This is a genomic window from Streptomyces erythrochromogenes (assembly GCF_036170895.1).
Taxonomy (GTDB): Bacteria; Actinomycetota; Actinomycetes; order Streptomycetales; family Streptomycetaceae; genus Streptomyces; species Streptomyces erythrochromogenes.
This window is the reverse complement of sequence record NZ_CP108036.1, coordinates 6,342,080-6,365,619: the sequence shown is the minus strand read 5'-3', so window position 1 is coordinate 6,365,619 and position 23,540 is coordinate 6,342,080. Positions and strand designations below refer to the sequence as shown.

At 73.0% G+C, this 23,540-nt stretch carries 16 protein-coding genes and 1 pseudogene; 10 read left to right on the top strand and 7 right to left on the bottom strand.

Annotation, left to right across the window (positions count from 1 at the left end; all coding sequences use genetic code 11):
- Positions 1-58 precede the first annotated feature (58 nt).
- The 7 genes from OHA91_RS29120 to OHA91_RS29090 all read left to right on the top strand — a co-directional run bounded on the left by OHA91_RS29120 (position 59) and on the right by OHA91_RS29090 (position 11,021).
- On the top strand, positions 59-961 hold the full coding sequence (locus tag OHA91_RS29120) for an alpha/beta fold hydrolase (protein ID WP_037633085.1): 903 nt from the start codon (positions 59-61) through the stop codon (positions 959-961).
- A 367-nt stretch (positions 962-1,328) separates the two neighbouring features.
- Positions 1,329-1,493, top strand: a complete 165-nt coding sequence (gene fxsA, locus OHA91_RS29115) for an FxSxx-COOH cyclophane-containing RiPP peptide (RefSeq protein WP_063835594.1) — start codon at positions 1,329-1,331, stop codon at positions 1,491-1,493.
- A gap of 28 nt (positions 1,494-1,521) precedes the next feature.
- The gene (gene fxsBH / locus OHA91_RS29110; RefSeq protein WP_328740312.1) at positions 1,522-3,774 is read left to right on the top strand and encodes a radical SAM/SPASM protein FxsBH, inactivated beta-hydroxylase extension form; all 2,253 of its coding nucleotides are present in this window, start codon (positions 1,522-1,524) and stop codon (positions 3,772-3,774) included.
- On the top strand, positions 3,771-4,631 hold the full coding sequence (locus OHA91_RS29105) for an aminoglycoside N(3)-acetyltransferase (protein WP_031154041.1): 861 nt from the start codon (positions 3,771-3,773) through the stop codon (positions 4,629-4,631). The genes fxsBH and OHA91_RS29105 overlap by 4 nt, the downstream gene beginning before the upstream one ends.
- Before the next feature lie 43 nt (positions 4,632-4,674).
- Positions 4,675-6,063 carry a TIR-like protein FxsC gene (locus OHA91_RS29100; RefSeq protein WP_245240191.1) on the top strand — a complete coding sequence of 463 codons (1,389 nt, stop codon included), beginning with the start codon at positions 4,675-4,677 and terminating at the stop codon, positions 6,061-6,063.
- A complete protein-coding gene (fxsT, locus tag OHA91_RS29095; protein ID WP_031154046.1) occupies positions 6,047-10,048 on the top strand; it encodes an FxSxx-COOH system tetratricopeptide repeat protein in 4,002 nt (1,333 codons plus the stop codon). Before OHA91_RS29100 ends, fxsT begins: the two co-directional genes overlap by 17 nt.
- A 76-nt stretch (positions 10,049-10,124) precedes the next feature.
- Positions 10,125-11,021, top strand: coding sequence for a DUF4231 domain-containing protein (locus tag OHA91_RS29090; RefSeq protein ID WP_031154049.1), 897 nt, complete (start codon positions 10,125-10,127; stop codon positions 11,019-11,021).
- A 22-nt stretch (positions 11,022-11,043) separates the two neighbouring features.
- On the opposite strand, the gene OHA91_RS29085 is transcribed toward OHA91_RS29090, so the two are convergent.
- The 3 genes from OHA91_RS29085 to OHA91_RS29075 all read right to left on the bottom strand — a co-directional run bounded on the left by OHA91_RS29085 (position 11,044) and on the right by OHA91_RS29075 (position 14,812).
- Positions 11,044-11,523 carry a hypothetical protein gene (locus OHA91_RS29085; protein ID WP_328740311.1) on the bottom strand — a complete coding sequence of 160 codons (480 nt, stop codon included), beginning with the start codon at positions 11,521-11,523 and terminating at the stop codon, positions 11,044-11,046.
- A 95-nt stretch (positions 11,524-11,618) separates the two neighbouring features.
- Positions 11,619-12,503, bottom strand: coding sequence for a S1 family peptidase (locus OHA91_RS29080; protein ID WP_031154051.1), 885 nt, complete (start codon positions 12,501-12,503; stop codon positions 11,619-11,621).
- A 932-nt stretch (positions 12,504-13,435) separates the two neighbouring features.
- A complete protein-coding gene (locus OHA91_RS29075) occupies positions 13,436-14,812 on the bottom strand; it encodes a DUF5685 family protein (protein WP_266502811.1) in 1,377 nt (458 codons plus the stop codon).
- Between the two features lie 285 nt (positions 14,813-15,097).
- Here OHA91_RS29075 and OHA91_RS29070 point away from each other — a divergent pair, with 285 nt between their 5' ends.
- Positions 15,098-15,547 carry a cell division protein SepF gene (locus tag OHA91_RS29070; RefSeq protein ID WP_030030440.1) on the top strand — a complete coding sequence of 150 codons (450 nt, stop codon included), beginning with the start codon at positions 15,098-15,100 and terminating at the stop codon, positions 15,545-15,547.
- A gap of 9 nt (positions 15,548-15,556) precedes the next feature.
- On the opposite strand, the gene OHA91_RS29065 is transcribed toward OHA91_RS29070, so the two are convergent.
- Positions 15,557-16,726, bottom strand: coding sequence for an acyl-CoA dehydrogenase family protein (locus OHA91_RS29065; protein WP_031154056.1), 1,170 nt, complete (start codon positions 16,724-16,726; stop codon positions 15,557-15,559).
- A 95-nt stretch (positions 16,727-16,821) separates the two neighbouring features.
- A complete protein-coding gene (locus OHA91_RS29060; RefSeq protein WP_031154058.1) occupies positions 16,822-18,462 on the bottom strand; it encodes an MFS transporter in 1,641 nt (546 codons plus the stop codon).
- Between the two features lie 282 nt (positions 18,463-18,744).
- On the opposite strand from OHA91_RS29060, the gene OHA91_RS29055 reads away from it, so the two are divergent.
- Positions 18,745-19,860 carry a glycosyltransferase family protein gene (locus tag OHA91_RS29055; RefSeq protein WP_266502803.1) on the top strand — a complete coding sequence of 372 codons (1,116 nt, stop codon included), beginning with the start codon at positions 18,745-18,747 and terminating at the stop codon, positions 19,858-19,860.
- 237 nt (positions 19,861-20,097) lie between these two features.
- Entirely contained in the window at positions 20,098-21,174 is a 1,077-nt protein-coding gene (locus OHA91_RS29050) for a phosphatase PAP2 family protein (RefSeq protein WP_328740309.1), read from the top strand.
- A gap of 292 nt (positions 21,175-21,466) precedes the next feature.
- Here OHA91_RS29050 and OHA91_RS29045 read toward each other — a convergent pair whose 3' ends face one another.
- Entirely contained in the window at positions 21,467-22,435 is a 969-nt protein-coding gene (locus OHA91_RS29045; protein WP_031154065.1) for a helix-turn-helix transcriptional regulator, read from the bottom strand.
- A gap of 426 nt (positions 22,436-22,861) precedes the next feature.
- A pseudogene (locus tag OHA91_RS39910) lies at positions 22,862-23,446 on the bottom strand (transglycosylase family protein); the annotation flags it as partial.
- Positions 23,447-23,540: the final 94 nt, after the last annotated feature.

Here is a 23,540-nt window from a genome sequence, read left to right as displayed (position 1 = left end):
CTCCCCCAGCGAGCACAATCGCCGTGACGACCCACACCGATCGTGAGGGAGGGAGCGCGTGCGCCATCAGGTGCGCACAGCGGACGGGCGCGCTCTGACCGTGGAGCGCTGGGGCGATCCGGACGGCAAGCCCGTCTTCCTGCTCCACGGCATGCCCGGCAGCCGCCTGGGCCCGGCCCCCCGGGGCATGGTCCTCTACCAGCGCCGGATGCAGCTCATCGCCTACGACAGACCCGGCTACGGCGGCTCCGACCGGCACCCGGGCCGCACCGTCGCCGACGTGGCCCACGACGTGGCCGCCGTGGCCGACTCCCTCGGTCTGGACAGGTTCGCGGTGGCGGGCCGTTCCGGAGGCGCCGCCGGCGCCCTGGCCTGCGCCGCCCTGCTGCCGGATCGGGTCAGCCGCACCGCGGCGATGGTCGGACTGGCCCCCCGGGACGCGGAGGACCTGGACTGGTTCGCCGGAATGGCCGCGTCGAACGTCCGGGAGTACACCACCGCCTCCACCGACCCCGAGGAACTGGCCGCCCGGCTGATCCCGCGCGCCGCCGGCATCCGCAAGGACCCGGGGCGGCTGCTGGACGAGCTGCGCCGGGAACTGACCGCCAACGACCGCATGATCGTCTCGGACGCCGGGCTGCGGTCGATGCTGCTGCGGAACTACCGCGAGGGGCTGCGCCATTCGGCCTACGGCTGGATCGACGACGTCCTCGCCTTCAGCCGCCCCTGGGGCTTCGACCCGGCCGACATCCGCTGCCCGGTGCTGATCTGGCACGGGGAGCTCGACGTGTTCTCCCCCGTGGGCCACTCCCGCTGGCTCGCGCGCCGGATCCCGGGGGCCACCACCACGATCGAGCCGGCCGCCGCCCACTTCGCGGCCCTGCGCGCGCTGCCCGACGTGCTGAACTGGCTGCTGCGCGACCTCCCGACGCCGCCGCTCAGCGAACAGCAGCCCGCGTAGCGGCCGTTCAGGCTCCCGGAGCCCCCTCGGCGAGCGTCGGAGAGCATCCCGGCCAGGGGCGCGGGCCGGTCTCCGGGGCAGCGGCCGTCCCGTCCGGCCGGACCGTCCCCCGGCCGCCCCTGGACCGCCCCCGGCGCGGCCCCGGCAGCGCGTCCGGGGCGACGCCGGGAGAAATGGATCTTGCCGTCCGGCGAACGGCCGAATAAGCCACCTCGGGAAATACGCCGCGCTCGCTATAGAACGGTTGACCAGGCGTCATGTCTCGGTTGCCAATGGGGTGTGGCCGAGTAAAGTCCACGCTTGACGGCAGCGCGTCGCTGTTGTCATTCACATGCCCATTCCATATGGCTTCCCCGAGGACGGTGTCGTGAACACTTCCGCAACCCCCGCGACCAGCACGGTCAAGGCCCGCCGGGTCCCCCTCACCAAGATCGACGTCGAAACCGCGTCCGCGGCCGCGACGCTCGGTCGCGTGCTCCCGACTGAATCCGGCCGTCCGGTTCAGGCACCGATCTTCAACTCCGCACTCTGAGGCGGAGCGAGAGCTCTAGACTGGCGGAATGACCGGCCTGATCGCATTTCGCGAGATCGTCCTGAAAGTTCACAGCAGATGCGATCTTGCTTGTGATCATTGCTACGTCTACGAACATGCAGATCAGAGCTGGCGAGCCCGGCCGAAAGTGATCTCCCCCGAGGTTATTTCACAGACCGCGTCCAGGCTCGCCGAACATGCCCGTGACCATGCACTCCCCTCCGTCACGGTGATTCTCCACGGAGGGGAACCCCTGTTGGCGGGCACGGCCCGGCTCCGACTCGTCTGCGAGGAGTTCAGCCGGGCGCTCACCGGGATCGCCACCCTCGACCTGCGGATCCACACCAACGGGCTCCAGCTCAGCACGCGTTACCTCGACCTCTTCGCCGAGTTCGGCGTCCGGGTCGGCATCTCCCTCGACGGGGACCGCGCCGCCAACGACCGCCACCGCCGCTTCGCGGACGGCCGTACGAGCCATCCGCTGGTCCTCGCGGCCGTCGCGCTGCTGCGCTCCGCGCCCTACCGCCACCTCTACCAGGGTCTGCTCTGCACCGTGGACGTGGCCAACGACCCCGTCGCCGTGCTCGACGCCCTCGTCGAACTAGAGCCCCCGCGCGTGGACTTCCTCCTCCCGCACGCCACCTGGGAGACGCCGCCCGTCCGGCCCGACGACGCCCCGGACGCGTACGCCCGCTGGCTCCTGAGGATCTTCGACCACTGGGAGCGGCTGGGCCGCCCGGTACCCGTACGGCTCTTCGAGTCCGTCCTGTCCACGCTGCGCGGCGGACCCAGCCTCACCGAATCGCTCGGCCTCGCGCCCACCGACCTCGTCGTCGTCGAGACCGACGGCACCCTGGAGCAGGTGGACTCCCTCAAGAGCGCCTTCGAGGGGGCGGCGGCCACCGGGTTCAACGTCTTCGACCACGCATTCGACCGGGTCGCCGCCCATCCCGGGGTCCGCGCCCGGCAGCTGGGCCTGGCCGGCGTCAGCGACTCGTGCCGCCGCTGCCCCGTCGTACGCTCGTGCGGGGGCGGGCTCTACACCCACCGCTACCGAGACCGCAACGGCTTCGACAACCCCTCCGTGTACTGCACCGACCTGCGCGAACTGGTGGACGGGGTCGAGGGCCGCACGGCGTCCCGGGAGACCGCTCCACAGCTGTCCGACCCGGCCGAACTGGCCCGCTCCCAGGAGGAGCTGACCCGGATCCTGCTGGCCCGGCTGAACGCGGACCTGGCCGGCGACCCCGACTGGGCGCACGCCTGGGAGCTGGTGGCCGCCGTGGAGCGGGCCGGGCAGGCGGGCGCCGACGCTCTGGACGCCGTACTGGACCACCCGTTCACCCGGACCTGGGTGCTGGCCGCCCTGGACGCCGCGCGCGAAGGCCTGCCCGGGGGTGCGGAGGCGGCCCGCAGGCTCACCGCGCTGGCCGCCGCGGCCGTGCTGCGCGGCGGGCTGGACCTGCCGGCCGAGGTGGCCTACCGGGACGGTGAGGTGTACCTGCCGACGCTCGGACTGCTGCGGCTCGGGGAGCCGGGTACGGAGGGCCGGGCCTCCCTGCACGTCACCGACGACGGCTACGTCGCCCGGGACGGCCGCTCCGAGCACCGCTTCGGGCCGGCGGCGGGCGACGCCCGCTGGCAGCCCGTACGCACCTGGTCGCCCGGCCCGGACGCGGCGCCGGTGGCGCTGGAGGACCTCGACCCGTACCGCAACTGCTTCCCCCGCCCGCCCAGGCTCCGGCTCGGCTCCGGCGAGACCGAGGAGTGGCGGGGCCGGCTCGACCGGGCCTGGGCGCTGCTGCACAAGGCGGTGCCCGGGTTCGCCCGGGCGGCGGCGACCGGGCTGACCACGCTGACCCCGCTCGCGGGCGGCCCGCGGGCCGGCGGCTGGGGCGAGGCGGGCCGGCACGGCCCGGGGGCGCTCGGGGTGCCGTACGCGGCGGGCGTTCGGGAGACCGCGCTCGCGCTGCTGACCGGGCGGCGGCGGACCCGGCTGCGGGCCCTGACCGAGGTGACCGACCTGTACGCGCTGGACGGGGAGTGGCAGCACCGGTCGCCGTGGCGGTCCCGCCCGGTGCCCGTGTCGCGGCTGCTGGCCGACGTGCACGAGCGGGTGGCGGTGGAGGCGTACCGGCGGGCGACGGCGGGCCCCGAGCCGGGCGGCTCGGACCGCATCCACGAGGCCCTGGAGCGGCTCTCGGCCGCGGCCGAGCTGACGGTCACCGGCAAGCGGCTGGTGGCGGAGCTGCGCTACGAACTGAAGGCGGTCGACGCGTGAGCGCCCACTCCCACTCCCCCGCCCCGGCCCCTTCACCGGCGGGCCCGGGCCGGGGCCGCCGCGCCGCCGGCACCCTCCAGCTCGCGGTGCAGCTGCGGTTGCTCGGCGTACGGCCGGGGATGCGGCTCATGGTGCACGCCTCCCTGCGCGGGACCGGGCTGCGCGCGGAGCAGCTGCGCGACGCCCTGACGGGCGTCCTGGGCCCGCGCGGCACCCTGGTGGTGCCCGCGTTCACCCCGGAGAACTCCAGGACCTCCAGCGCCCATCTGGAGCGGATCGCCGGTATGGACGAGGCCGAGGTGCGGGCCTTCCGCGACCGGATGCCCGCCTTCGACCCGGCGAGCACCCCCAGCCAGGGCATGGGCTCCCTGGCGGAGGCCGTCCGCACCGCGCCGGGCGCCGCGCGCAGCTCCCATCCGCAGACCTCCTTCGCCGCGCTCGGCGCGGACGCGGAGCGGCTCTGCAGCGGGCACCGCCTCGAAAGCCACCTGGGTGAGGAGTCGCCCCTGGGAAAGCTGTGCTGGGAGGGCGGACAGGTACTCATGATCAATGTGGGGTTTTCCGTCTGCACCGCTTTCCATCTCGCGGAGTATCGAATTCCGAAGCCCCCCTTGCGCATGTACGAGTGTGTGGTGAAGGTGAACCTTCCGGAGGGGCACCAGGGGTCCCGCCAGGAGGGGGAGTGGACCGCATACGAGGACGTCACGCTGGATGACGGCGATTTCGCGGAGATCGGCAGGGCGTTTCCGGATTCGCGGGTGCGCAGGGGGCGGGTCGGAGGGGCGTCGACCATGCTCTTCTCCGTCCCGGAAGCCGTCGACCACGCCCTTGAGTGGATGACCGAAAACCGATGTTGATTGACTGAACGATGAGGGGATGTGGCGAAGCAGCTCCGGAATGATGTTTCTTCGCTCGCATCTTCGGGACGGGGGGCGTGTGCCCGCATCAGTGCAGCCGTATTTTTTTCTCAGTTATGCGCATACACCGAGGTTCGGGGCCGGGGGGCCCGATCCCGACATGTGGGTGGAGCGCCTGTTCCGCGATCTCTGCAGTCATGTCATGGCGCTGACGGATCTGCCCGCCGGAGCCGAGGCCGGCTTCATGGACCGGGAGATACGCAGCGGCGAGGGCTGGTCGGAGCGGCTCGGGGCGGCGCTCGCCACCTGCCGGGTCTTCGTCCCGTTGTTCTCACCGCGGTACTTCGCCAGTGAGATGTGCGGCAAGGAGTGGTACGCCTTCGCGCAGCGGGCGATCCACCAGGGGGCCCTGAGCAACCAGCCGGCCGAGGCCATCGTGCCCGCGTTATGGGTGCCGGTCCCGCCATCGCAACTGCCCGGACCCGCGGAGCGGTTGCAGTTCAACCACAACACCTTCGGCGAGCGCTACGTCACCGACGGGCTGTACGGGCTGATCAAACTGCGCGGTTACGCCGAGCAGTACGAGCGGGCGGTGTACGAGCTCGCCAAGCGCATCGTCCGGGTCGCCGAGACCGTCCGCCTCGAACCCGTCCGCCCGCTGGACTACCGCGGGGTGCCGAGCGCCTTCGGCCCCACGGGCAGCAGCCCCGCCCGCACCCTGCACGTGACCGTGGCCGCCGCCTCCCGGCACGACCTGCCGGACGGGCGCAGCCCCGAGTACTACGGGGACAACGCGCTGGAGTGGAACCCGTACCACCCGGTGGCCCAGCGGCCCATCGCCTACGTCGCCGAGGACCTGGTCAAGAACCTCAACTACCAGACCAGCATCGGCTCCTTCGACGACGAGGCCGGGCACTACGACAGCAAGCAGCCGCCGACCCGGCCGGAGATCCTGATCGTCGACCGCTGGGTGGTGGAGGACGAGCACCGCCGCCAGCGACTGGCCGCCTTCGACCAGGAGTCCCGCCCGTGGGTCAACGTCGTGGTGCCGTGGAACCGCTACGACCACCAGAGCCGCGCGAAGGAGATCGAGCTGGCGCGGCGGCTGGAGGAGACCCTTCCCGTCAAGATGGGCCAGGGCCGGGCCGCCTGCCGGGCCGCCGCCAACGGGGTGGCCAACATGGAGACCCTCGGACAGATCCTGCCGCAGGTGGTCGAGGCCGCGGCGCAGCAGTTCCTCAGACACGCCCAGGTGTACCTGCCGGCCGGCAACACCCACACCGAACGCCCGCGGCTGCTCGGGCCGATGGGGATGAGCGGGCCTCCGGCCCCGCCGCGGGCGCCCTTCCCGCCCGACACGTTCGGCGGCCACAACGACGGCAACGACAGCAACGACACCGACCGGGGGGACGCGGATGACAGCGAGTCGTGACACCAGGGACGGCCGTGACGGGCGCATCGTCACCTTCTACTCGTACAAGGGCGGCACGGGCCGCACCATGGCGCTGGCCAACACCGCCTGGATCCTGGCGGCCAACGGCAAGCGGGTCCTGGCGGTGGACTGGGACCTGGAGGCCCCGGGCCTGCACCGCTTCTTCCACCCGTTCCTGGACCCGTCCACGCTCGGGGCCACCACCGGGGTCATCGACCTGATCAGCGAGTACGCGTGGGCCGCCACCAGTCCGGTGGCGCGCGCCGACGACTGGCACAAGGACTACGCGCGGATACAGCCGCACGCGGTCTCGCTCACCCCGGAGACCCTGGGCTGGGAGTTCCCCGACGGCGGCACCCTGGACTTCGTCTCGGCGGGCCGGCAGAACCGCGAGTACTCCGCGACGGTGTCCACCTTCGACTGGGACAACTTCTACGACCGTCTCGGCGGCGGCCTGTTCTTCGACGCCTTACGCGCCGACATGAAGCGGAACTACGACTACGTCCTGATCGACAGCCGCACCGGCCTGTCCGACATCGCGGACATCTGCACCGTGCACCTCCCGGACATCCTCGTGGACTGCTTCACCCTGTCCGACCAGTCCATCGACGGCGCCGCGTCCGTGGCCCGCCAGATCGACGAGCGGTTCAACGACCGCGGCATCAAGATCTACCCGGTCCCGATGCGGATCGACGAGGGCGAGAAGGAGAAGGCCGACGCGGGCCGGGCGCTGGCCCGGATCAAGTTCGACCGGTTCCCGGGCGGCCTGGTCGGGGACGAGCTGACCTCCTACTGGGGTGCGGTGGAGATCCCGTACCGGCCGTACTACGCCTACGAGGAGACGCTGGCCACCTTCGGCGACGAGGCCGGGCTGACCAACTCCCTGCTCTCGGCGTTCGAGCGGCTGACCGCAGTGGTCACCGAGGGCGGGATCACTTCCATGCCGGCCATCGGCGAGGAGGTCCGCCTGCGCATCAGGGACGCCTTCACGCGGCGCCGTCCGGCGCTGCCGGCCGACCTGTTCCTGTCCTATGTCGCCGAGAACCGGATGTGGGCCGACTGGATCGAGTCGGTGCTGACCCGGGCCGGCTTCCGGGTGGTGCCCAAGGACGTCTCGGCCGAGCGGCCGCCGGCGGCGGCCGGCCCGGGCTCCGCCGGGGACACGCTCGGCGGCGGCACGGGCATCAGCATCGACACCGCCGCCCGCACGGTGGTGCTGCTCTCCACGGCCTACCTGAAGTCGGCCCGGGCCGTGGACGTGTGGGAGCGGGCGGCCGCCGAGGACCCGACCGGGGGCCGGCGCCAGCTGGTACCGCTGCGGGTGGGCGACGTACGGCTGTCCACGCCGTACATCGACCGCAACCCGGTGGACCTCTTCCGGCTCGACGAGGTGCACGCCACCGCCGCCCTGCTGCGCGCGGTGGAGCGGCCCATGGCCCTGCCCGACAGCGTGGCGAGCGCCTCCCAGCCCGGTCCCCGCTTCCCGGGGACCGTTCCGAAGATCTGGAACGCCCCGCCCCGCAACCCCGGGTTCACCGGCCGCAGCATCGTGCTGGAGCGGATGCGCGACCAGCTCGGCGGCGGCATGGCCGTGGTGCTCCCGCAGCCGCAGACCCTGTTCGGCCTCGGCGGCGTCGGCAAGACGCAGGTGGCGCTGGAGTACGTGCACCGGTTCATGGCCGACTACGACCTGGTGTGGTGGATCTCCTCGGAACAGACCGACGACGTGGTCGCCGCGCTGGCGGAGCTGGCCGTACGGCTGGGCGCGCAGACCGGCGAGGACATGGCGGCCGCCTCCCAGGAGGCGATCGACCTGCTGCGGCGCGGGGTGCCGTCCTCCCGCTGGCTGCTGGTCTTCGACAACGCGGACGATCCCGAGACCCTCAAGCGGTTCTTCCCGCCGGGCGGTCCGGGGCACGTGCTGGTGACCTCCCGCAACCAGTCCTGGTCGCAGTACGGCGACGCGCTGCCGGTGGACGTGTTCCTGCGTGAGGAGTCCATCGAGCACCTCCAGCGCCGGGCCCCCGGGCTCACCAAGGAGGACGCCGAGCAGGTGGCGGTCGCGGTGGGCGACCTGCCGCTGGCCGTCGAGCAGGCGGGCGCCTGGATCGCGGAGACCGCGACCCCGGTGGCCGCCTACATCGAGCAGCTGGCCCAGCAGGCGGCGAGCGTCCTGGGCCTGAACCAGCCGCCCGGATATCCGGAGCCGGTGGCCGCCACCTGGAACATCTCCATAGAGCGGCTCCAGTCCCGTTCGCCGGCCGCCGTGCGGCTGCTCCAGCTGTGCGCCTTCCTGGCTCCCGAGCCGATCTCGGCGAACCTGCTGTACAGCAAGGAGATGATCGACGCCCTCAAGCCGTACGACGCCTCGCTCCAGGAGAAGCTGGTGCTGGGCCGGGTGATCCGGGAGATCGGCCGGTTCGCGCTGGCCAAGGTCGACCAGGTCAGCAACAGCATCCAGGTGCACCGGCTGGTGCAGGCCGTCATCCGGTCGCAGATGCCGGAGGAGGACCAGCGGGAGGCCCGGCACGCCGTCCACCGGATCCTGGCCGGCGCCCGGCCGGACGACGACGAGCCGATCGACAACCCGGAGACGTGGCCGCGGTTCAACACCATCTGGTCGCACCTCACCCCGGCCGAGGCCCGGTACTGCAAGGAGCCGGAGACGCGCCGGCTCCTGATCGACCGGGTCCGCTACCTGTGGAAGCGCGGCGACTTCAAGGCCGCCTACCAGCTCGGCGAGGAACTGCGCGAGGCCTGGAAGGAGATGCTGGGCAACGACGACCTGCAGTACCTGTACCTGCGCTTCCACCTGTCGAACATCCTGCGTTCGCAGGGCCGGTTCGTGGAGGCGAAGGAGCTGGACGAGGTCACGCTGGAGCGGCAGCGGGCGGTGCTCGGACCCTCGCACCCGCACACGTACATGACCATGAGCGGCCTGGCCAACACTCTGGGCGCGCTGGGCCAGTACGGGCAGGCGATGGAGCTGGCGACCGACGCCCACGAGGGGTTCAGCCAGATCTTCCACGAGGCGCACCCGCGCACCCTGGCGGCCGCGAACAACCTGGCGCTGAACCTGCGGCTGGTGGGCCAGTACACCAGAGCCCGTGAGATCGACCAGGAGGTGTACGACCTGCGCACGGAGGTGCTCGGCCCGGAGCACCCGTACACCCTGTCGTCCGCGCAGAACCTCGCCCGCGACCTGCGCGAGGTGGGCCGGTACGAGGACTCGGTGCAGCTGCTCAGCCGGACGTACGAGATCTACAAGCGGACGCTGGGGCGGGCGTTCCCCGGCACCCTGTCGGCCGCGAAGAACCTGGCGGTGTCGCTGCGCAGGGCCGGCCAGCTGGAGGACGCGCTGCGGCTGACCACGGCCACCCGGGCCCGCTACCGGGCCAAGTACACCTCGGTCAACCCGGACCTGCTCTCCTGCGAACTGAACCTGGCCTCGGACCTGTTCGCGACCGGGGACCCCGGCGGGGCGCGGGACCTGGCGCAGGAGGTGGTGGACGAGTACATGAAGGTGCCGGGCGAGCGGCACCCGTACACGCTGGCGGCCGTGAACAACCTGGCGGTCTTCCACTGGGGCACGGGCTCGGCGGAGCCGGCGGAGGCGATGCTGCGGCAGACGATCCGGGGAATGCGGGACGTCCTCGGCGACAACCACCCGCACACGGTCTTCGCCCACCTCAACCTGGCCAACGCCCGGGCGGACCTGGGCGATCCGGAAGGAGCCCTGGAGCTGGAGCGGCTCGCCGTGCTGCGGCTGCGCGAGGCGCTCGGGGCACACCATCCGGAGACCCTGGCGAGCAGCTCCAACATGGCGATCAGCCTGGACTCGATGGGCCGCAAGGAGGAGGCGGCGAGACTGCGCGCCGAGGTGGTGTCCGAGCTGACCCGGCTGCTCGGCGAGGACCACAGCCTGACCCGGTACGCGCGGGACGAGCGGCGGATCCACCGGGACCTGGAGCCGCTCGCCGTGTGATCCGACGGAGGACGGCGGGGGCCCGCGGCCCCCGCCGCCCGCCACCCGACCAGAGGGGGGCGTTGTGACCGACAGCATGACCTTTCGAAACGAGGACCTGCCGGCCCTCTTCCACCACACGGACCAGGCGGCGGTCTCCCGGCAGCGGGAGTCCACCCAGGCCACGAGGATGCAGCTGCTGCTGCTCGTCGCGGCCGCGGGAGCCGCCGCGCTGCCGCCGGGGCCGAAGCTCGGCTCGCTGCACCTGTTCGGGCTGCTCAGCGTGCTCAGTTACGCGGGGGTACTGGCCGTCGGCATGCGGGCGACCAGGCGCCGGGCCCGCCCGCAGTGGCAGCTCAACCGCAGTGCGGCGGAGTTCATCAAGTCGCTCGCCTGGCGGTACGCGGTGCACGGGGCGCCGTTCGGCAGTGACGTGGCCGACCCCGGGGAGACGTACCGGACGCGGCTGGAGGCGGGCCTGGCCGAGCTGCGCAAGATGGGCTGGGAGGATCCGCGCACGGCGGGCTCCGTGCCGGAGGGCGCGGAGATCACCGGAGCGATGCACCGGCTGCGCGGCAGGGACTACCACGCGCGGCGGGAGACGTACGTCAGGGACCGGCTGATCGAGCAGCGCAACTGGTACCGGCGGCGGACGGAGGTGTCGCGGCGGGCGACGCTCCTGTGGTCGTGGACGATCGTCCTGCTGACCTGCCTGGCGCTGCTGTTCGCCCTGATGAGGGCGTTCGGATCGGGTCCGGGAGCGGGCCTGACGGGGCTGCTGAGCACGGCGGCGGCGGCCGGCATCGCCTGGAACGAGGTGCGCCGCCACCATCCGCTGATCGAGGCGCACACGCTGATCGAGCAGGACCTGGCGGCGATGATGGTCGTGATGCAGACGACCATCACCGAGTCCCAATGGCCGTCGTCGGTGTACGAGACCGAGCGGTACGTCTCGCCGCAGCACACGGACTGGCTGGTCCGGCACAGCAGTTGAGGCACGGGTGGGCGGGCGTGGCTCAGTCCCGGGTCACGCCGTCGCACCACAGGACGGTGACCGGCTTGCCCAGGGCCCGGGCGTAGGCCACGATCTCGGCGGTGCCGCCGTGCCCGCGGGCGGGCCGGCCGTCCCAGACTGCGACGAGCCGGTCGCAGGAGTCGGCGATGTAGGTGCCCGCGGCGTAGTAGGCCTCGTCCGTGGAGCGGGCGAAGTCCATCCGGATCTCCTGGGCGGCCCGGAGCCTGAGGCGCCGGTAGCGGTCCAGCGCCTCGGCGCCCTCGAAGGCCGCTTCGTAGTCCTCGCTGGGGATCACGACGGTGAGGTCGGCGCCGCATTCGAGCGCGATGGCGGCGAACAGCTGGTCAGCTCCGTCGGCGAGGCTGGAGAGGGCCTCCAGCGGCCCTTCGTGGCCGCCCAGTACGGCTCGCAGGCCGCTCTCCACATGGCCGAGCACCGAGTCCGGGAGGGACCGGTGCCCGGTCACGCCGATGCGTTTCATGCAGGAACCTTCCCCCGTGGACACGGCCGCCCTGGACATCCTCCCAGAAGGCGGGAGGACGTCCAGGGTGCCGACAGGGGCGCGCGGGGCACGGGTCAGTAGACGCTGACCCCGTAGGCGTTGAGCGCTTCGACCACGGGCTGGAAGAAGGTCGTGCCGCCGGAGGAGCAGTTGCCGCTGCCGCCGGAGGTGAGGCCCACGGCACGGGTGCCCGAGTAGAGCGGGCCGCCGCTGTCGCCGGGCTCGGCGCACACGTTGGTGCGGATCATGCCGTAGACGACGTCGCCGCCGCCGTAGTTGACGGTGGCGTTGAGGCCGGTGACCCGGCCGCTGTGGGTGCCGGTGGTGGAGCCGCGCCGGGTCACGGACATGTTGACCGTGGCGTTGACGGCGCTGGTGATGTCCTGGCTGCCGACGGTCCCGGGCGGCACGGGCGTGTTGCTGGCGTACTTGACGAGGCCGTAGTCGTTGTTCGGGAAGCTCGATCCGGTCGTGGAGCCGAGGACGTTCGTGCGGGCGGAGTTGGTCCACCAGGTGCCCGCGCCGTCGGTGCAGTGCCCGGCGGTCAGGGCGTAGTAGTTGCTTCCGCTGCGGACGTTGAAGCCGAGCGAACAGCGCCAGCTGTTGGCGTAGATGGCGTCGCCGCCCGAGGCGAGCTTGGTCAGCTTGCCCGGGATGCGCTCGATGCGCAGCGCCCCCGCCTCGGTTCCGGCCTCGCGCTTGATTCTCGCGATGGCGGCGGCGGAGACGGTGGAGTCGGCGGAGACCACGAGGGTTCCGGTGGCGGGGTCGGCGTGCCAGGCGGTGCCCGCTACGTCGGCCCGCAGGACGGACGCGCCGGCGGAGGCGAGCCGGTCGGCGCTGAAACCGCCGTCCTGCGGGTCCGCGCTCGCCGCGGTGGGGGCGGCGAGCGCTGCGGCGGCGGCCAGGCCGGTGGCCACCGCGAGCAGCCTGTTACGGGTGGTGCGCTTGATCCTCACTTCTCGTCCTCCTGGAGAGGGTCGGGGGCCCGGCGGTCGTGGGGGTGCCAGAGCCCGTGAGGCGCAGCCGGGGGCACGGCGGGCGCATGAACTTTGGCCGTGCCCCTGACAAGCGCTGTCGGGAGTGTCCTGTCGTCGGATACCAGTCGCAAGAGCGGCTTTCGGCCTGCACGCGCTGCCTTTCCCCGTGGGGGCGGTGTGTTCCGGGGCGGTGCGAGAGGCCGGGGGCGGGGGTCCGCGAAGGCGCGGTCGGGCGGCGCCTCGGAGCCCGGTCGGGCTCCGGGGTGAGGGCGCCCCGCGCGCCGGATATGCCGGCCTGCGCGCGGCGGAGGCGGCGCCGGCCGCGCCCGGCGGCCGCGGAGAAAAGGGGCGGCTTCCGGCCGGGGCCGGGGCGGCGTGCGTTCCCGTCGGAGTTCGCCACCGGACCGGCCCGGTCGTGCGCGGACGCGGGGGTACCCCCCGGCGGCACCGGCACCCGGGCGCCCGGGTGGGCTGCGGCGCACCCGGCGACGGGGCCGAAGGCGCGTGCCGTCCAACGCCCTTCGGGCCGGATCACGGCGGCCCGGGCGGTCACGGCCGGGAGGGAAGACCGCGCGGGCGGGAAGGCAGCGGCCGTGACGGCCCGGCCCGTCACGGGCTCGGGGCGCCGGCGTTCACGGTACCCGGCCGGGCGGACGGGGCTTCGCGGACCCAACCCGGGGCCCGGAACGGCCGGAATTCGACCTTCCGGGTGGCCGGCCGGGCGGGGGCCGCCGTCCCGCGCGGGAGGACCGTACGGGGCGGACCCGGCGGCCTCGGCCGCGTGCCCGCGGCGTGTCCGCCGGGCCGCGTGCGGATCGTCTGCGTCATCGCTCATCCCGCTCAGCCCTTCCACGCGCACCCGGACGGGAATCCCCGCATACGCCGTCCGGGCGCGTGGAACTGACGCGGGCTCAGTCGCAGCAGCAGCCGCAGTTGCAGTCGCAGCAGCCGCCGTCGCCACCGCCGCCGCCCGAGCCGCCCTCGGAACCTCCGGTCGCCGAGGAGTTCGGCCGACAGCAGTCGCAGCACTCGCAGGCGTCGCACCACGGGTCCCGCTTCTTGCGCGACCAGGGGCCCTCGTGCTCGGTGCAGCAGATCTGGCAGGTGCAGAAGAGCCCGATGGCCACCGCGCAGCCGGCCAGCAGGCCGCGGCGCGGCCGCTGCGGGTGCTGACCGCCGCCGAAGCCGCCGCCACCGAAACCGCCGCCTCCGCCACCGCCGAAGCCGTCGCCGCCGAGCCCCCCGCCACCGCTGCCGTACCCGCCCGGCCTCGCGGGCGGCGGGCCGCCCGGTACCTGGGGGTTGTCGGGGTCGTAGGGGTTGGCGCCGTACGGAGGCCCGCCGTAGGGGTTCCCGCCGTTCCCGCCGTACGGGTTCGAGCCGTACGGGTTCGGGCCCTGCCCGGCCGAGGCGGTGGCCGTGTGGCCGCAGCTCATGGTCCCGAAGGCCCGGTCCACCGAGGTGCGCAGCTCGTGCACGAGCAGCCGGTGGGCGAGCCCCGCGTCGGCGAACTCGACCTCGCCCAGCGCCAGCCTGATCCCGTGCAGGGCGTCGTCGCAGAGCCTGCGGGCCTCGGCGAGCGAGGTCCCGGTGGCGGTGAGCGGGTTCCAGGCACCCGCCTCGGCGTCGGCGCCCTGGTCCTCCACAGCGTCCAGCAGGTGCGCGAGCCGCCCGAAGTACCGGCCGGCCTCGGCCAGTGCGGGGGCGTTGCCCGGCCGTCCGGCCAGCTGCGCGGTATGCGCGAACGCGGCGGCCGTCGCGGTCTCCGTCGGCTCGGTGACCACGAGCACGGGAGTGCCGGGGCCGGCCAGGATCTCGATGCCCGCCTGCCGGTCCACCGCGTCCACGAGCACCGCGGTGTCGAAGCCGAGCGAGGCGCCGGTGCGCGCACCGGCCCGGTCCCAGCCGCGGGCCACCCTGCGCGCGGCGGCGGCGATCGGGGCGCGGGCCAACAGCCCGTCCCGGTCGGCCACGTGGTCGCGCACCTTGGCGGAGGCCAGGACCAGCGAGACGGCGGCCGCGAGCCGGGCGCCCTCGCCCTTGGCGACGGCTGCCGTGCGCATCCCGCGCAGCGGGCAGGGACCGGCGGTGCGCCGGGAGCCGGGCGCGGGTCCCGACTGAGCCTCCGTCAGAACGGAGACGAGGAGCCCGTCATAGTTCGTGACGATCCGGGCGAACTGCCCGTGGTCTCCCCGAAGTGCCAGGCACAGCCCGCACAGATGGGCCATCCACTCCGCCTTGAACCGCTCCCCGAGCCGGTGCGTGCAAGGTCTGACTATGCCGAACAAGCTGCTTCCCCCGTGTGTCGTACGCGTGCCTGCCGGGCATCGTATCGACCCGCGTCTTTCACCCGTACGTCCCCGTCGCCCACCCGTACGGCGGCGGCGGTCGTATTTTCACTCAGTCAGCAGCGGTAGCGACCGGGATCCTTGACCGTGCAACGGATGTTCTGCACCAGTACCGTCACGAAACCCCTGCGCGGCGACTATCCACTTGGCGCGTTGTCAGCATCATGGACGAGCATAGGGGCAGCGGAGAGAAGACAGACTGACCGCGGTGAAAGGAGGCAGTCCATGGGTTCGGTGCGCAAGGCGAGTGCCTGGCTGGGTCTCGTGGAGGACAGCGACGACGAGCGCTACTACGACGACGACTACGCGGAGGCCGCCCACGGTTCCGTCGCGGGCCCCGGTGACCAGTGGGTGACCGACCCCCGCGTCAAGGTGGCCTCCGAGTCGGCAGTGGAGCACGGCCGCCGGATCGCGACGGTCACCCCGGACGGATTCCGTGACGCGCGCGGCATCGGCGAGCTGTTCCGCGACGGGGTCCCGGTGATCGTGAACCTGTCGTCGATGGACCCGACCGACGCGAAGCGCGTCGTCGACTTCGCGGCGGGACTGACCTTCGGTCTGCGCGGTTCGATCGAGCGGGTGGCGACCAGGGTCTTCCTGCTGACCCCGGCCGACACCCAGATCGTGAGCGGCGAGCCCGGCGGCCGCTCGCGCGACTTCTTCAACCAGAGCTGAGCAGGGCTCTCACCGGAAGGCGTCCAGCCCGGTGAGCGCCTTGCCCAGCACCAACTGGTGCATCTCGACGGTGCCCTCGTAGGTGAGCACCGATTCGAGGTTGGTGGCGTGCCGCATGACGGGGTATTCGAGCGAGATCCCGTTGGCGCCGAGGATGGTCCGCGCGGTGCGGCAGATCTCGATGGCCTCGCGGACGTTGTTGAGCTTGCCGAAACTGATCTGCTCCGGCCGCAGGGTGCCCGCGTCCATCCGCCGGCCCAGGTGGTGGGCGAGCAGGATGCCCTTGTGGAGTTCGAGGGCCATGTCCGCCAGCTTGGCCTGGGTGAGCTGGAAGCCGCCGATCGGCTTGCCGAACTGCTCCCGCGTCCTCGCGTAGTCGAGCGCGGCCTCGAAACTGGCCCGCGCCGCGCCCATGGATCCCCAGATGATCCCGTACCGCGCGTGGCTGAGACAGCCGAGCGGCCCCTTGAGCCCGGTGACGAGCGGCAGCACCGCGTCGGCGGGCAGCCGTACGTCGTCCATGACCAGTTCGCTGGTGACGCTGGCCCGCAGCGACCACTTGTGCTTGATCTCCGGCGCGGAGAAGCCGGGCGTGTCGGTGGGCACGGCGAAGCCGCGGATCCCGTCGTCGGTCTGCGCCCACACCACGGCCACCGCGGCGACGGAGCCGTTGGTGATCCACATCTTGCGGCCGTTGAGGATCCAGTCCGTGCCGTCGCGCTTGGCGTGGGTCCGCATCGCCGCGGGGTCGGAGCCCACGTCGGGCTCGGTCAGCCCGAAGCAGCCGATCAGCTCGCCCGCGGCCATGCCGGGCAGCCAGCGCTGCTTCTGCTCCTCGGAGCCGTACTTCCAGATCGCGTACATGGCCAGCGACCCCTGTACGGAGACCAGCGAGCGGATGCCGGAGTCGGCGGCCTCCAGCTCCAGGCAGGCGAGGCCGTACTGCACGGCGCTGGCGCCGGCGCACCCGTAGCCCTCCAGGGACATACCGAGCGCCCCGATGGCACCGAGCTCCCGGGCCAGCTCACGGATCGCGGGCAGCTCGCCGCTCTCGTACCACTGGGCGATGTTCGGCAGCACCCGGTCGGCGGCCCAGGTACGGACGGTGTCCCGGACGGCGAGGTCCTCGGGCCCGAGGAGCTCGTCGAGCCCGAGCGGATCGGTGGGAACGAAGGACACGGGGCCTCCCGGCGGCCTGAGCAGGAACCTGGCGGCGCAAGTTTTGCGCCCGGCCGACGCTATTGGCCCGCGCCCCGCAAATCCAGCCCCGTCTTTCAGCCCGCCTGCTCGACCGGGGTCGGCCGCGGCTCGCCCTTCGCCTGCGCGGGCAAGCGCACCGGCTCGGCCTCCTCGGCCGCCCCGCAGTCCATCACCCGCGGCAGCTTCAGCGCCATCACGGCGCCCGCGAACAGCAGCGCCGCGCTCACCAGCAGCGTCACGTGCAGCCCGTGCACGAAGGAGTGCCGGGCCGCCGCGTACAGGGCGGCTCCCGCCGGACCGCCGAGGCCCGAGGCGATCTGGTACGCCTCGCCCAGCGAGTTCGCGGCGCCCGCCGACTCCGCCGCCGAGACCCCCGGCACCGAGGCGAGCCCCGGCCGGTACGCCGCGTTCATCACGCTGCCCAGCAGCGCGATGCCGATGCCCGCGCCCAGCTGGTAGGAGGTCTCGCCGATCGAGGCCGCCCCGCCCGCGGTCTCGGCCGGGGCCTCGCTCAGCATCGACTCGTACGCGGCGAACAGCGTGGTCTGCAGTCCGAATCCGAGCAGGATGAAGCCGACGGTCAGCAGGACCGGCCGGTCCTGCTGGCCCATCAGCGTCAGCAGCAGCACGGCGAAGGCCGTCAGCAGGAAGCCCAGCGACACCATGGTGCGCGGCCCGACCCGCGACAGGGTGTAGGAGCCGGTGGCGCCCGCGGCCATGGCCGCGAAGGTCAGCGGCAGCAGCCGCAGGCCGGTCTCCAGCGGGCTGAGGTGCAGCACCAGCTGGAGGTACTGGACGGCGATCAGCTCCAGCCCGACCAGCGCGAGCATGGCGAGCACGATGCAGGCGACCGAGGTGGAGAAGGCGGCCCGCGAGAACATCCGCATGTCGATCAGCGGGTGCTCGCGCCGCTTCTGGCGCCGTACGAACAGCACGAGCAGCGTCGCGCCGAGCAGCAGCGGGACCAGCGCCTCGGCGTCGAGGAGGTGCCGTTCGGCGCCGAGCCGCTTGATCCCGAGCACCGAGCCGAGCACGCCCGCGGCGGCCATCAGCGCGCCGAGCACGTCCCACGGCCCGTCCGCGGAGCCGCGCGACTCCGGCAGCAGCCAGCGGCCGAGCGGAAGGATCAGCGCCATCAGCGGGATGTTGATCAGGAAGACGGAGCCCCACCAGAAGTGCTCGATGAGGAAGCCGCCGAGCACCGGGCCGCTGGCCGCGCCGATCGCGGCGACGGCGGTCCAGATGCCGATGGCCAGGGCCCGCTCGCGCCGGTCGGGGAAGACCTGGCGCAGGATCGACAGGGTGGCCGGCATGATCATCGCGCCGCCGATGCCGAGCAGGGCGCGCGCGGCGATGAGGACCTGGGCGTTGTCGGCGAAGGCCGCTATCGCGGAGGCCGCGCCGAAGAGTCCGTAGCCGAGGAGGAGGATGCGGCGGCGGCCCACCCGGTCCCCGAGGGTGCCGAAGAGGATCAGCAGCGAGGCGCAGACCAGCGGGTAGGCGTCGACGACCCAGAGGAGCTCCATCGGGCCGGGCCGCAGGTCCTCCGTGACGGACGGGACCGCGACGTGCAGGATCGTCGCGTCGAGCGCGACGAGGACCAGGCTGACGCAGAGAACGGCCAGGACGACCCAGCGGTTGGCACCGCCGGAGGCCGCTCCCAGCCGCTGCCAGGGCGAAGGGGTCCCGGCCGTGGCCGCGTTCGTCCCCGCCATGCATGTACCTCCCAGGTGATCCCTCGCGCTCGGTGGACCAGCGTCTGGCGGAGCCACGGGGGGTGGTGCGCTGTGCGGCATCCAACGGGGTCCGGCATCGACACGCGAGTGAACGGTCAGCGTACGCGAGTTCGCGTGCCCGACACGTGGCCAAGCTCTCATACCGGCAGCACCCCCCGTGTGGCGTGCGCCACTCCCCGCCCCGAAGTCCTCCCCCGCGTACACGCCCGCTCACGGTCCGTGGTTCTCGGCGCCGGCCCCGGTCGGACGCCACCGATAATCATGCCTGTGGAAGATCTTGGATTTCGTCGGGCCGCGCCCGCGCTGGCCGCCTTCGCCGCGGTCCGGCTGCTCGGGCTGACCGTGCTCGCGGTGTGGGGCGCGGTGGCGGGCAGCAGCCCGCACACGCTGCTGTCGGCCCGATGGGACTCGCTCTGGTACGCCCGCATCGCCGCCGAGGGGTACGGCTACGAGATCGTCCTGCCAGGCGGGGACGTCCACTCGAACCTGGCGTTTTTCCCGCTGCTGCCGTGGCTGGAACGGGTGGTGTCGGCGGCGACCGGGCTCTCGTACGGCTCGGCGGGCCTGGTGGTGTCGGTGCTCGCCGGGCTCGCCGCGGCGTGGGGGATCTTCGCGGTGGGCGACCTGCTGCACGGTCGCCGCACCGGGGTGTTCGCGGTCGCCGTCTGGGCGGCGCTGCCCGTCGGGATCGTGCAGTCGATGGCGTACAGCGAGTCGCTGTTCACCGCGCTCGCCGCGTGGGCGCTGTACGGGGCCCTGCGCGGCCGGTGGCTGACGGCGGGCCTGCTCGCCGCCGGGGCCGGGCTGACCCGCCCGGTCGGCGCGGCCGTCGTCGCCGCGGTGTGGGTCGCCGTCGTACTGGCCCGGCGGCGCGGGGAGCGCTCGTGGCGGATGGCGGCCGGGGCGCTGCTGGCTCCGGCGGGCGCGGCCGCGTACGTCCTGTGGGTGGGCGCGCGCACCGGGGGCGGCCTGCTCGGGTACCTGGAGGTGCAGGCCGGCTGGGGCAACGGCTTCGACGGCGGGTGGGCCTTCGCCCACTTCGTCGGGGCGAAGCTCGCCTCGTCCGCCTGGCCGGCCGGGCTGGGGCTGATCGCCGGGGTCGTCCTGGTGCTGTGGCTGTACTCGGCGTGCGTGCGGCAGCGGCAGCCCGCGCCGCTGCTCGTGTACTGCGGGATCGTCGTGGCGCTGGCGTTGTGCGCGTCGGGATACTTCGGTTCGAAGCCGCGGCTGTTGCTGCCGGCCTTCCCGCTGATGCTGGTGCCGGCGGTGGCGCTCGCCCGTTGGCGGACCCGGCGGGCGGCCCTGGTGGTGGGCGCGGCCGCCCTGGCCTCGGCGGTGTACGGGGCGTTCTGGCTGAACGGCTCGGGCCCTCCGTAGAGTCGCGGCCACCGGGGCGGATCCTCCCCGGCCGCCCACGGGCACGGTAATCGACCTGCGGCAATAAAGTCCGAATAAGCGGCCGAAACAATTTCCGGACACCGGATCGAGAAGGATCCAACCCCTGCCGGAATACCGGGAATTAGGGTCCGCGTGAGACCAACTCCACATCACATGGTCATCACAAAGCCCGCGATTCGCCCGGGCCGACCATCGCCGGGCGGTAACGTCGATTGAGTGCGTACCGATCAAATCCTGACCCGTCTGGAGCGGGTCTTCGCCCGGCTGGACCGGGAACCAGAGCGACCGGCTCATCTGCAGACTCCGCAGATGAGCCGGCACCGCGTCGTGCTCCTGGGATCGACCCTCGCGTTCTACCTCGCCATCGTGGTGGCCGTGCTGACCACGTCCTGGCTGGTCCGCCTGGACTGGCAGATCATGTTCTTCCGGCCCTACGAGCAGTGGCCGCAGCTGCACGCCTTCCTCGACTACCTGGTCGTGCTCGGCCAGCGCGGGCCCACCGCGGTCATGGTCGCCGCGTGGCTCGGCTGGCGCTCCTGGCGGCAGCACACCCTCCGCCCGCTGATCACCCTCGGCGTCGCGCTGCTGCTGCTCAACGTCACCGTCGGGTCCGTGAAGCTGGGCCTCGGCCGGCTCGGCCCGCACTACGCCACCGAGATCGGCTCGGCCGAACTCTTCGCGGGCGGCGATATATTCCCTTCCGGCCACACCGCCAACGCCGTCGTGACCTGGGGAATCCTGGCCTACCTGGCTTCCACCGTGGTCACTCGGCGGGTGCTGTCCGTGGTGTCCGCGGTCGTCTCGCTGAGCGTCGGCGCCACCACCGTGTACCTCGGCACGCACTGGGTCAGCGACGTCCTGCTGGGCTGGTCCGCGGGTCTGCTGATCCTGCTGGCGCTGCCCTGGTTCGAGCCGCTCATCGCCCGGACCGAGGCCTACGTCTTCGACCTGCGCGAGCTGCTGCGCCGCCGGGCCGAGACCGGACGGATGCCCGTCCCCGTGGTCTCCGCGCTCACCCCGCTGCTCTCCGCGGGCGGCAAGTGGCAGCTGAAGCCCGTCGCCGAGACCGTCGGGGAGCCGGTCGCGGCGCCCGCCGCGGCAGCGTCGGCCGGCGCCGCCGCGGGACACTCCCCGGCCCACCGTTCGGCCGCACACCCGGCCAACCGGCCGCATCTGATCCGCTCCGAGCGGACCCCGGTCACCCCGGTCGGCAGCCGCCGCCCGGCCCACCCCGCGCACCCCGAGCGGGCCGGAACCCGGGGCACCGCGGCCCGTCCGGTCGCCGGCGGCTGACGGCCACGGCGGGGCGGTACGCACCCTCCACCCCCGCACCACGAAGGCGGGCCGGGTCATCGACCCGGCCCGCCTTCGGCGTTCGTCAGCGCCACGCCCGGACGTTCGTCCGTCCCGGGTCACGCTTGTGTCACAGAATATCTACAGTCGCCAATTGTTTTCCGGACCGCGACACGCCCGGGGTCCGGACGTATTCGAATTTCCGTCGAGAACCGCAGAATTGCCGCAGCGGATTACCACGGACCCCTTGGACCGGACCAGCTGAATCCCCCTCAGGTCCCCTACATTTCCTTCACCTCTCCGGCCCGACGGCCCTCCCCAGGAGATCTCTGAGGTCCCTCATCCGATCCGTGAGACCGGGCGGCTCGACCACTTCGAACTCACAACCGAGCAGCATGATGTGAATCACCAGAACGTCCAGGTTCACGGCCCCGGTGCGCAGCAGACAGGTATGGGCGTCGACCGGTTCCAGGACCCCGTCGCTCGGCGTGATGATCTGCGCCGCCTCCTGTTCCGGCAGCTTCAGCCGCACCACCGCGCGGGTGGCGTAGACCCGCTGCGACACGCCTTCGGAGACGTATGCGGCGAGGTCCTCGGCCGGTGGCGGGCGCGGGGTGAACCGCGGTCCGTGGGGCGGTCTGGGCTCGATCCGGTCCGCGCGGAAGGTCCGCCACGCCTCGCGGTCCAGGTCCCAGGCGACCAGGTACCAGCGGCGCTCCGTGCAGACGAGCCGGTGCGGTTCGACGGTACGGCGGCTGAGACTGCCCTCGTGGTCCCGGTACCCGAAGCGGAACCGCTCGGCGTCCCGGCAGACCGAGGCCAGTTCGGTCAGCACCGAGGCGTCCACGGTGGAGCGCTGGGCCCCGCGCAGCATCGGCACGGTGAACTCGTTGAGGGCGGAGACCCTCCGGCGCAGGCGCGACGGCAGGACCTGCTCCAGCTTCGCGAGGGCGCGTACGGAGGCCTCCCCGATCCCCTCGACCCCGTTGCCCGCGGCGGTCCGCAGCCCGACGGCGACGGCCACGGCCTCGTCGTCGTCCAGCAGCAGCGGCGGCAGCTCGGCGCCCGCCCCCAACTGGTAGCCGCCTCCGGTCCCGGGACTGGCGTTCACCGGATACCCGAGTTCCCGCAGCCGGTCCACATCGCGCCGGACCGTCCGGGCGGTGACGCCGAGACGGTCGGCGAGGTCGGCGCCGGTCCATTCGCGGTGGGCCTGGAGCAGGGAGAGCAGGCGCAGCAGCCGTGCGGAGGTCTCGAGCATCCCCCGAGTCTGCCAGTGGCGCCGCCGCGCACGGCCCGTGGTTGTTCAGCGGAAGGACGACGGCCCCGGCCCCGCCGCGCGCGCGGGCCTCCGCCCGGCCAGGGGGCTCGGCTCCGGCCCGGGCACGGGCTTCGGCTTCACCGCAGGCACGGGCTTCGGCTCCGCCGCAGGCACGGGGCTCGGCTTCGCCGCAGGCACGGGCTTCGGCTTCGCCGCAGGCACGGGCTTCGGCTTCACCGCAGGCACGGGGCTCGGCTTCGCCGCAGGCACGGGGCTCGGCTTCGCCGCAGGCACGGGGCTCGGCTTCACCGCAGGCACGGGGCTCGGCTTCACCGCAGGCACGGGGCTCGGCTTCGCCACGGGCACGGGGCTCGGCACGGTCGCAGGCGCGGGGCTCGGCTCGGCACCCGGCACGGGGACCGGCTCCGGGAGGACCAGCAGCGTGCCCACCGCGATCGCCGCCGGCTCCGGCCCGATCGCCTTCCGGTTGGCCTCGTACAGCGCCTGCCATCCGCCCTTCACCCGCCGCTCCCGGGCGATCGTGACCAGCGTGTCCCCGGCCCGTACGGTGTGCATCCGCCCGGCGAGTCCGTAGCGCTTCGAACAGACCGGCCACGCGTTCCATCCCTGCGCGGCGAGGACCTCCTGCGCCACCCGGATCTGCTGCACGCGGTGCGCCAGGTCGGCCCGCGGCGCGAACGCCAGACCGCCGTACTCCTCCCACGTCGGCTGCCAGAACTGCAGCCCGCCGTAGAAGCCGTTGCCGGTGTTGACGGCCCAACGCCCGCCGCTCTCGCAGTCGGCGACGCAGTCCCAGGGCCACTCCCCGCCGGGCCCGCAGTCCCCGGGCCCGCTCCCGATCACGCCCGGCGAGCCGGGGTGCGCGGCCCCGGCCGGACCCGGCGCGGGCGGCGGCGGTGCCGCGTCCGCCGGCCCCTGGGGCGCTACGAGCGCCAGCACGACGGCGGCGACGGCGGCGCGGGCGGCCCGGGGGATCCGGAGGTTGGGCATCGGGTCACGCTACGCAGCGCCGCGCGGCGCCCCACGGCCCGCCACGCGGCGGGTCACGCCACCCCACCCGGTCGGCCGACCGCACCCTTCCACC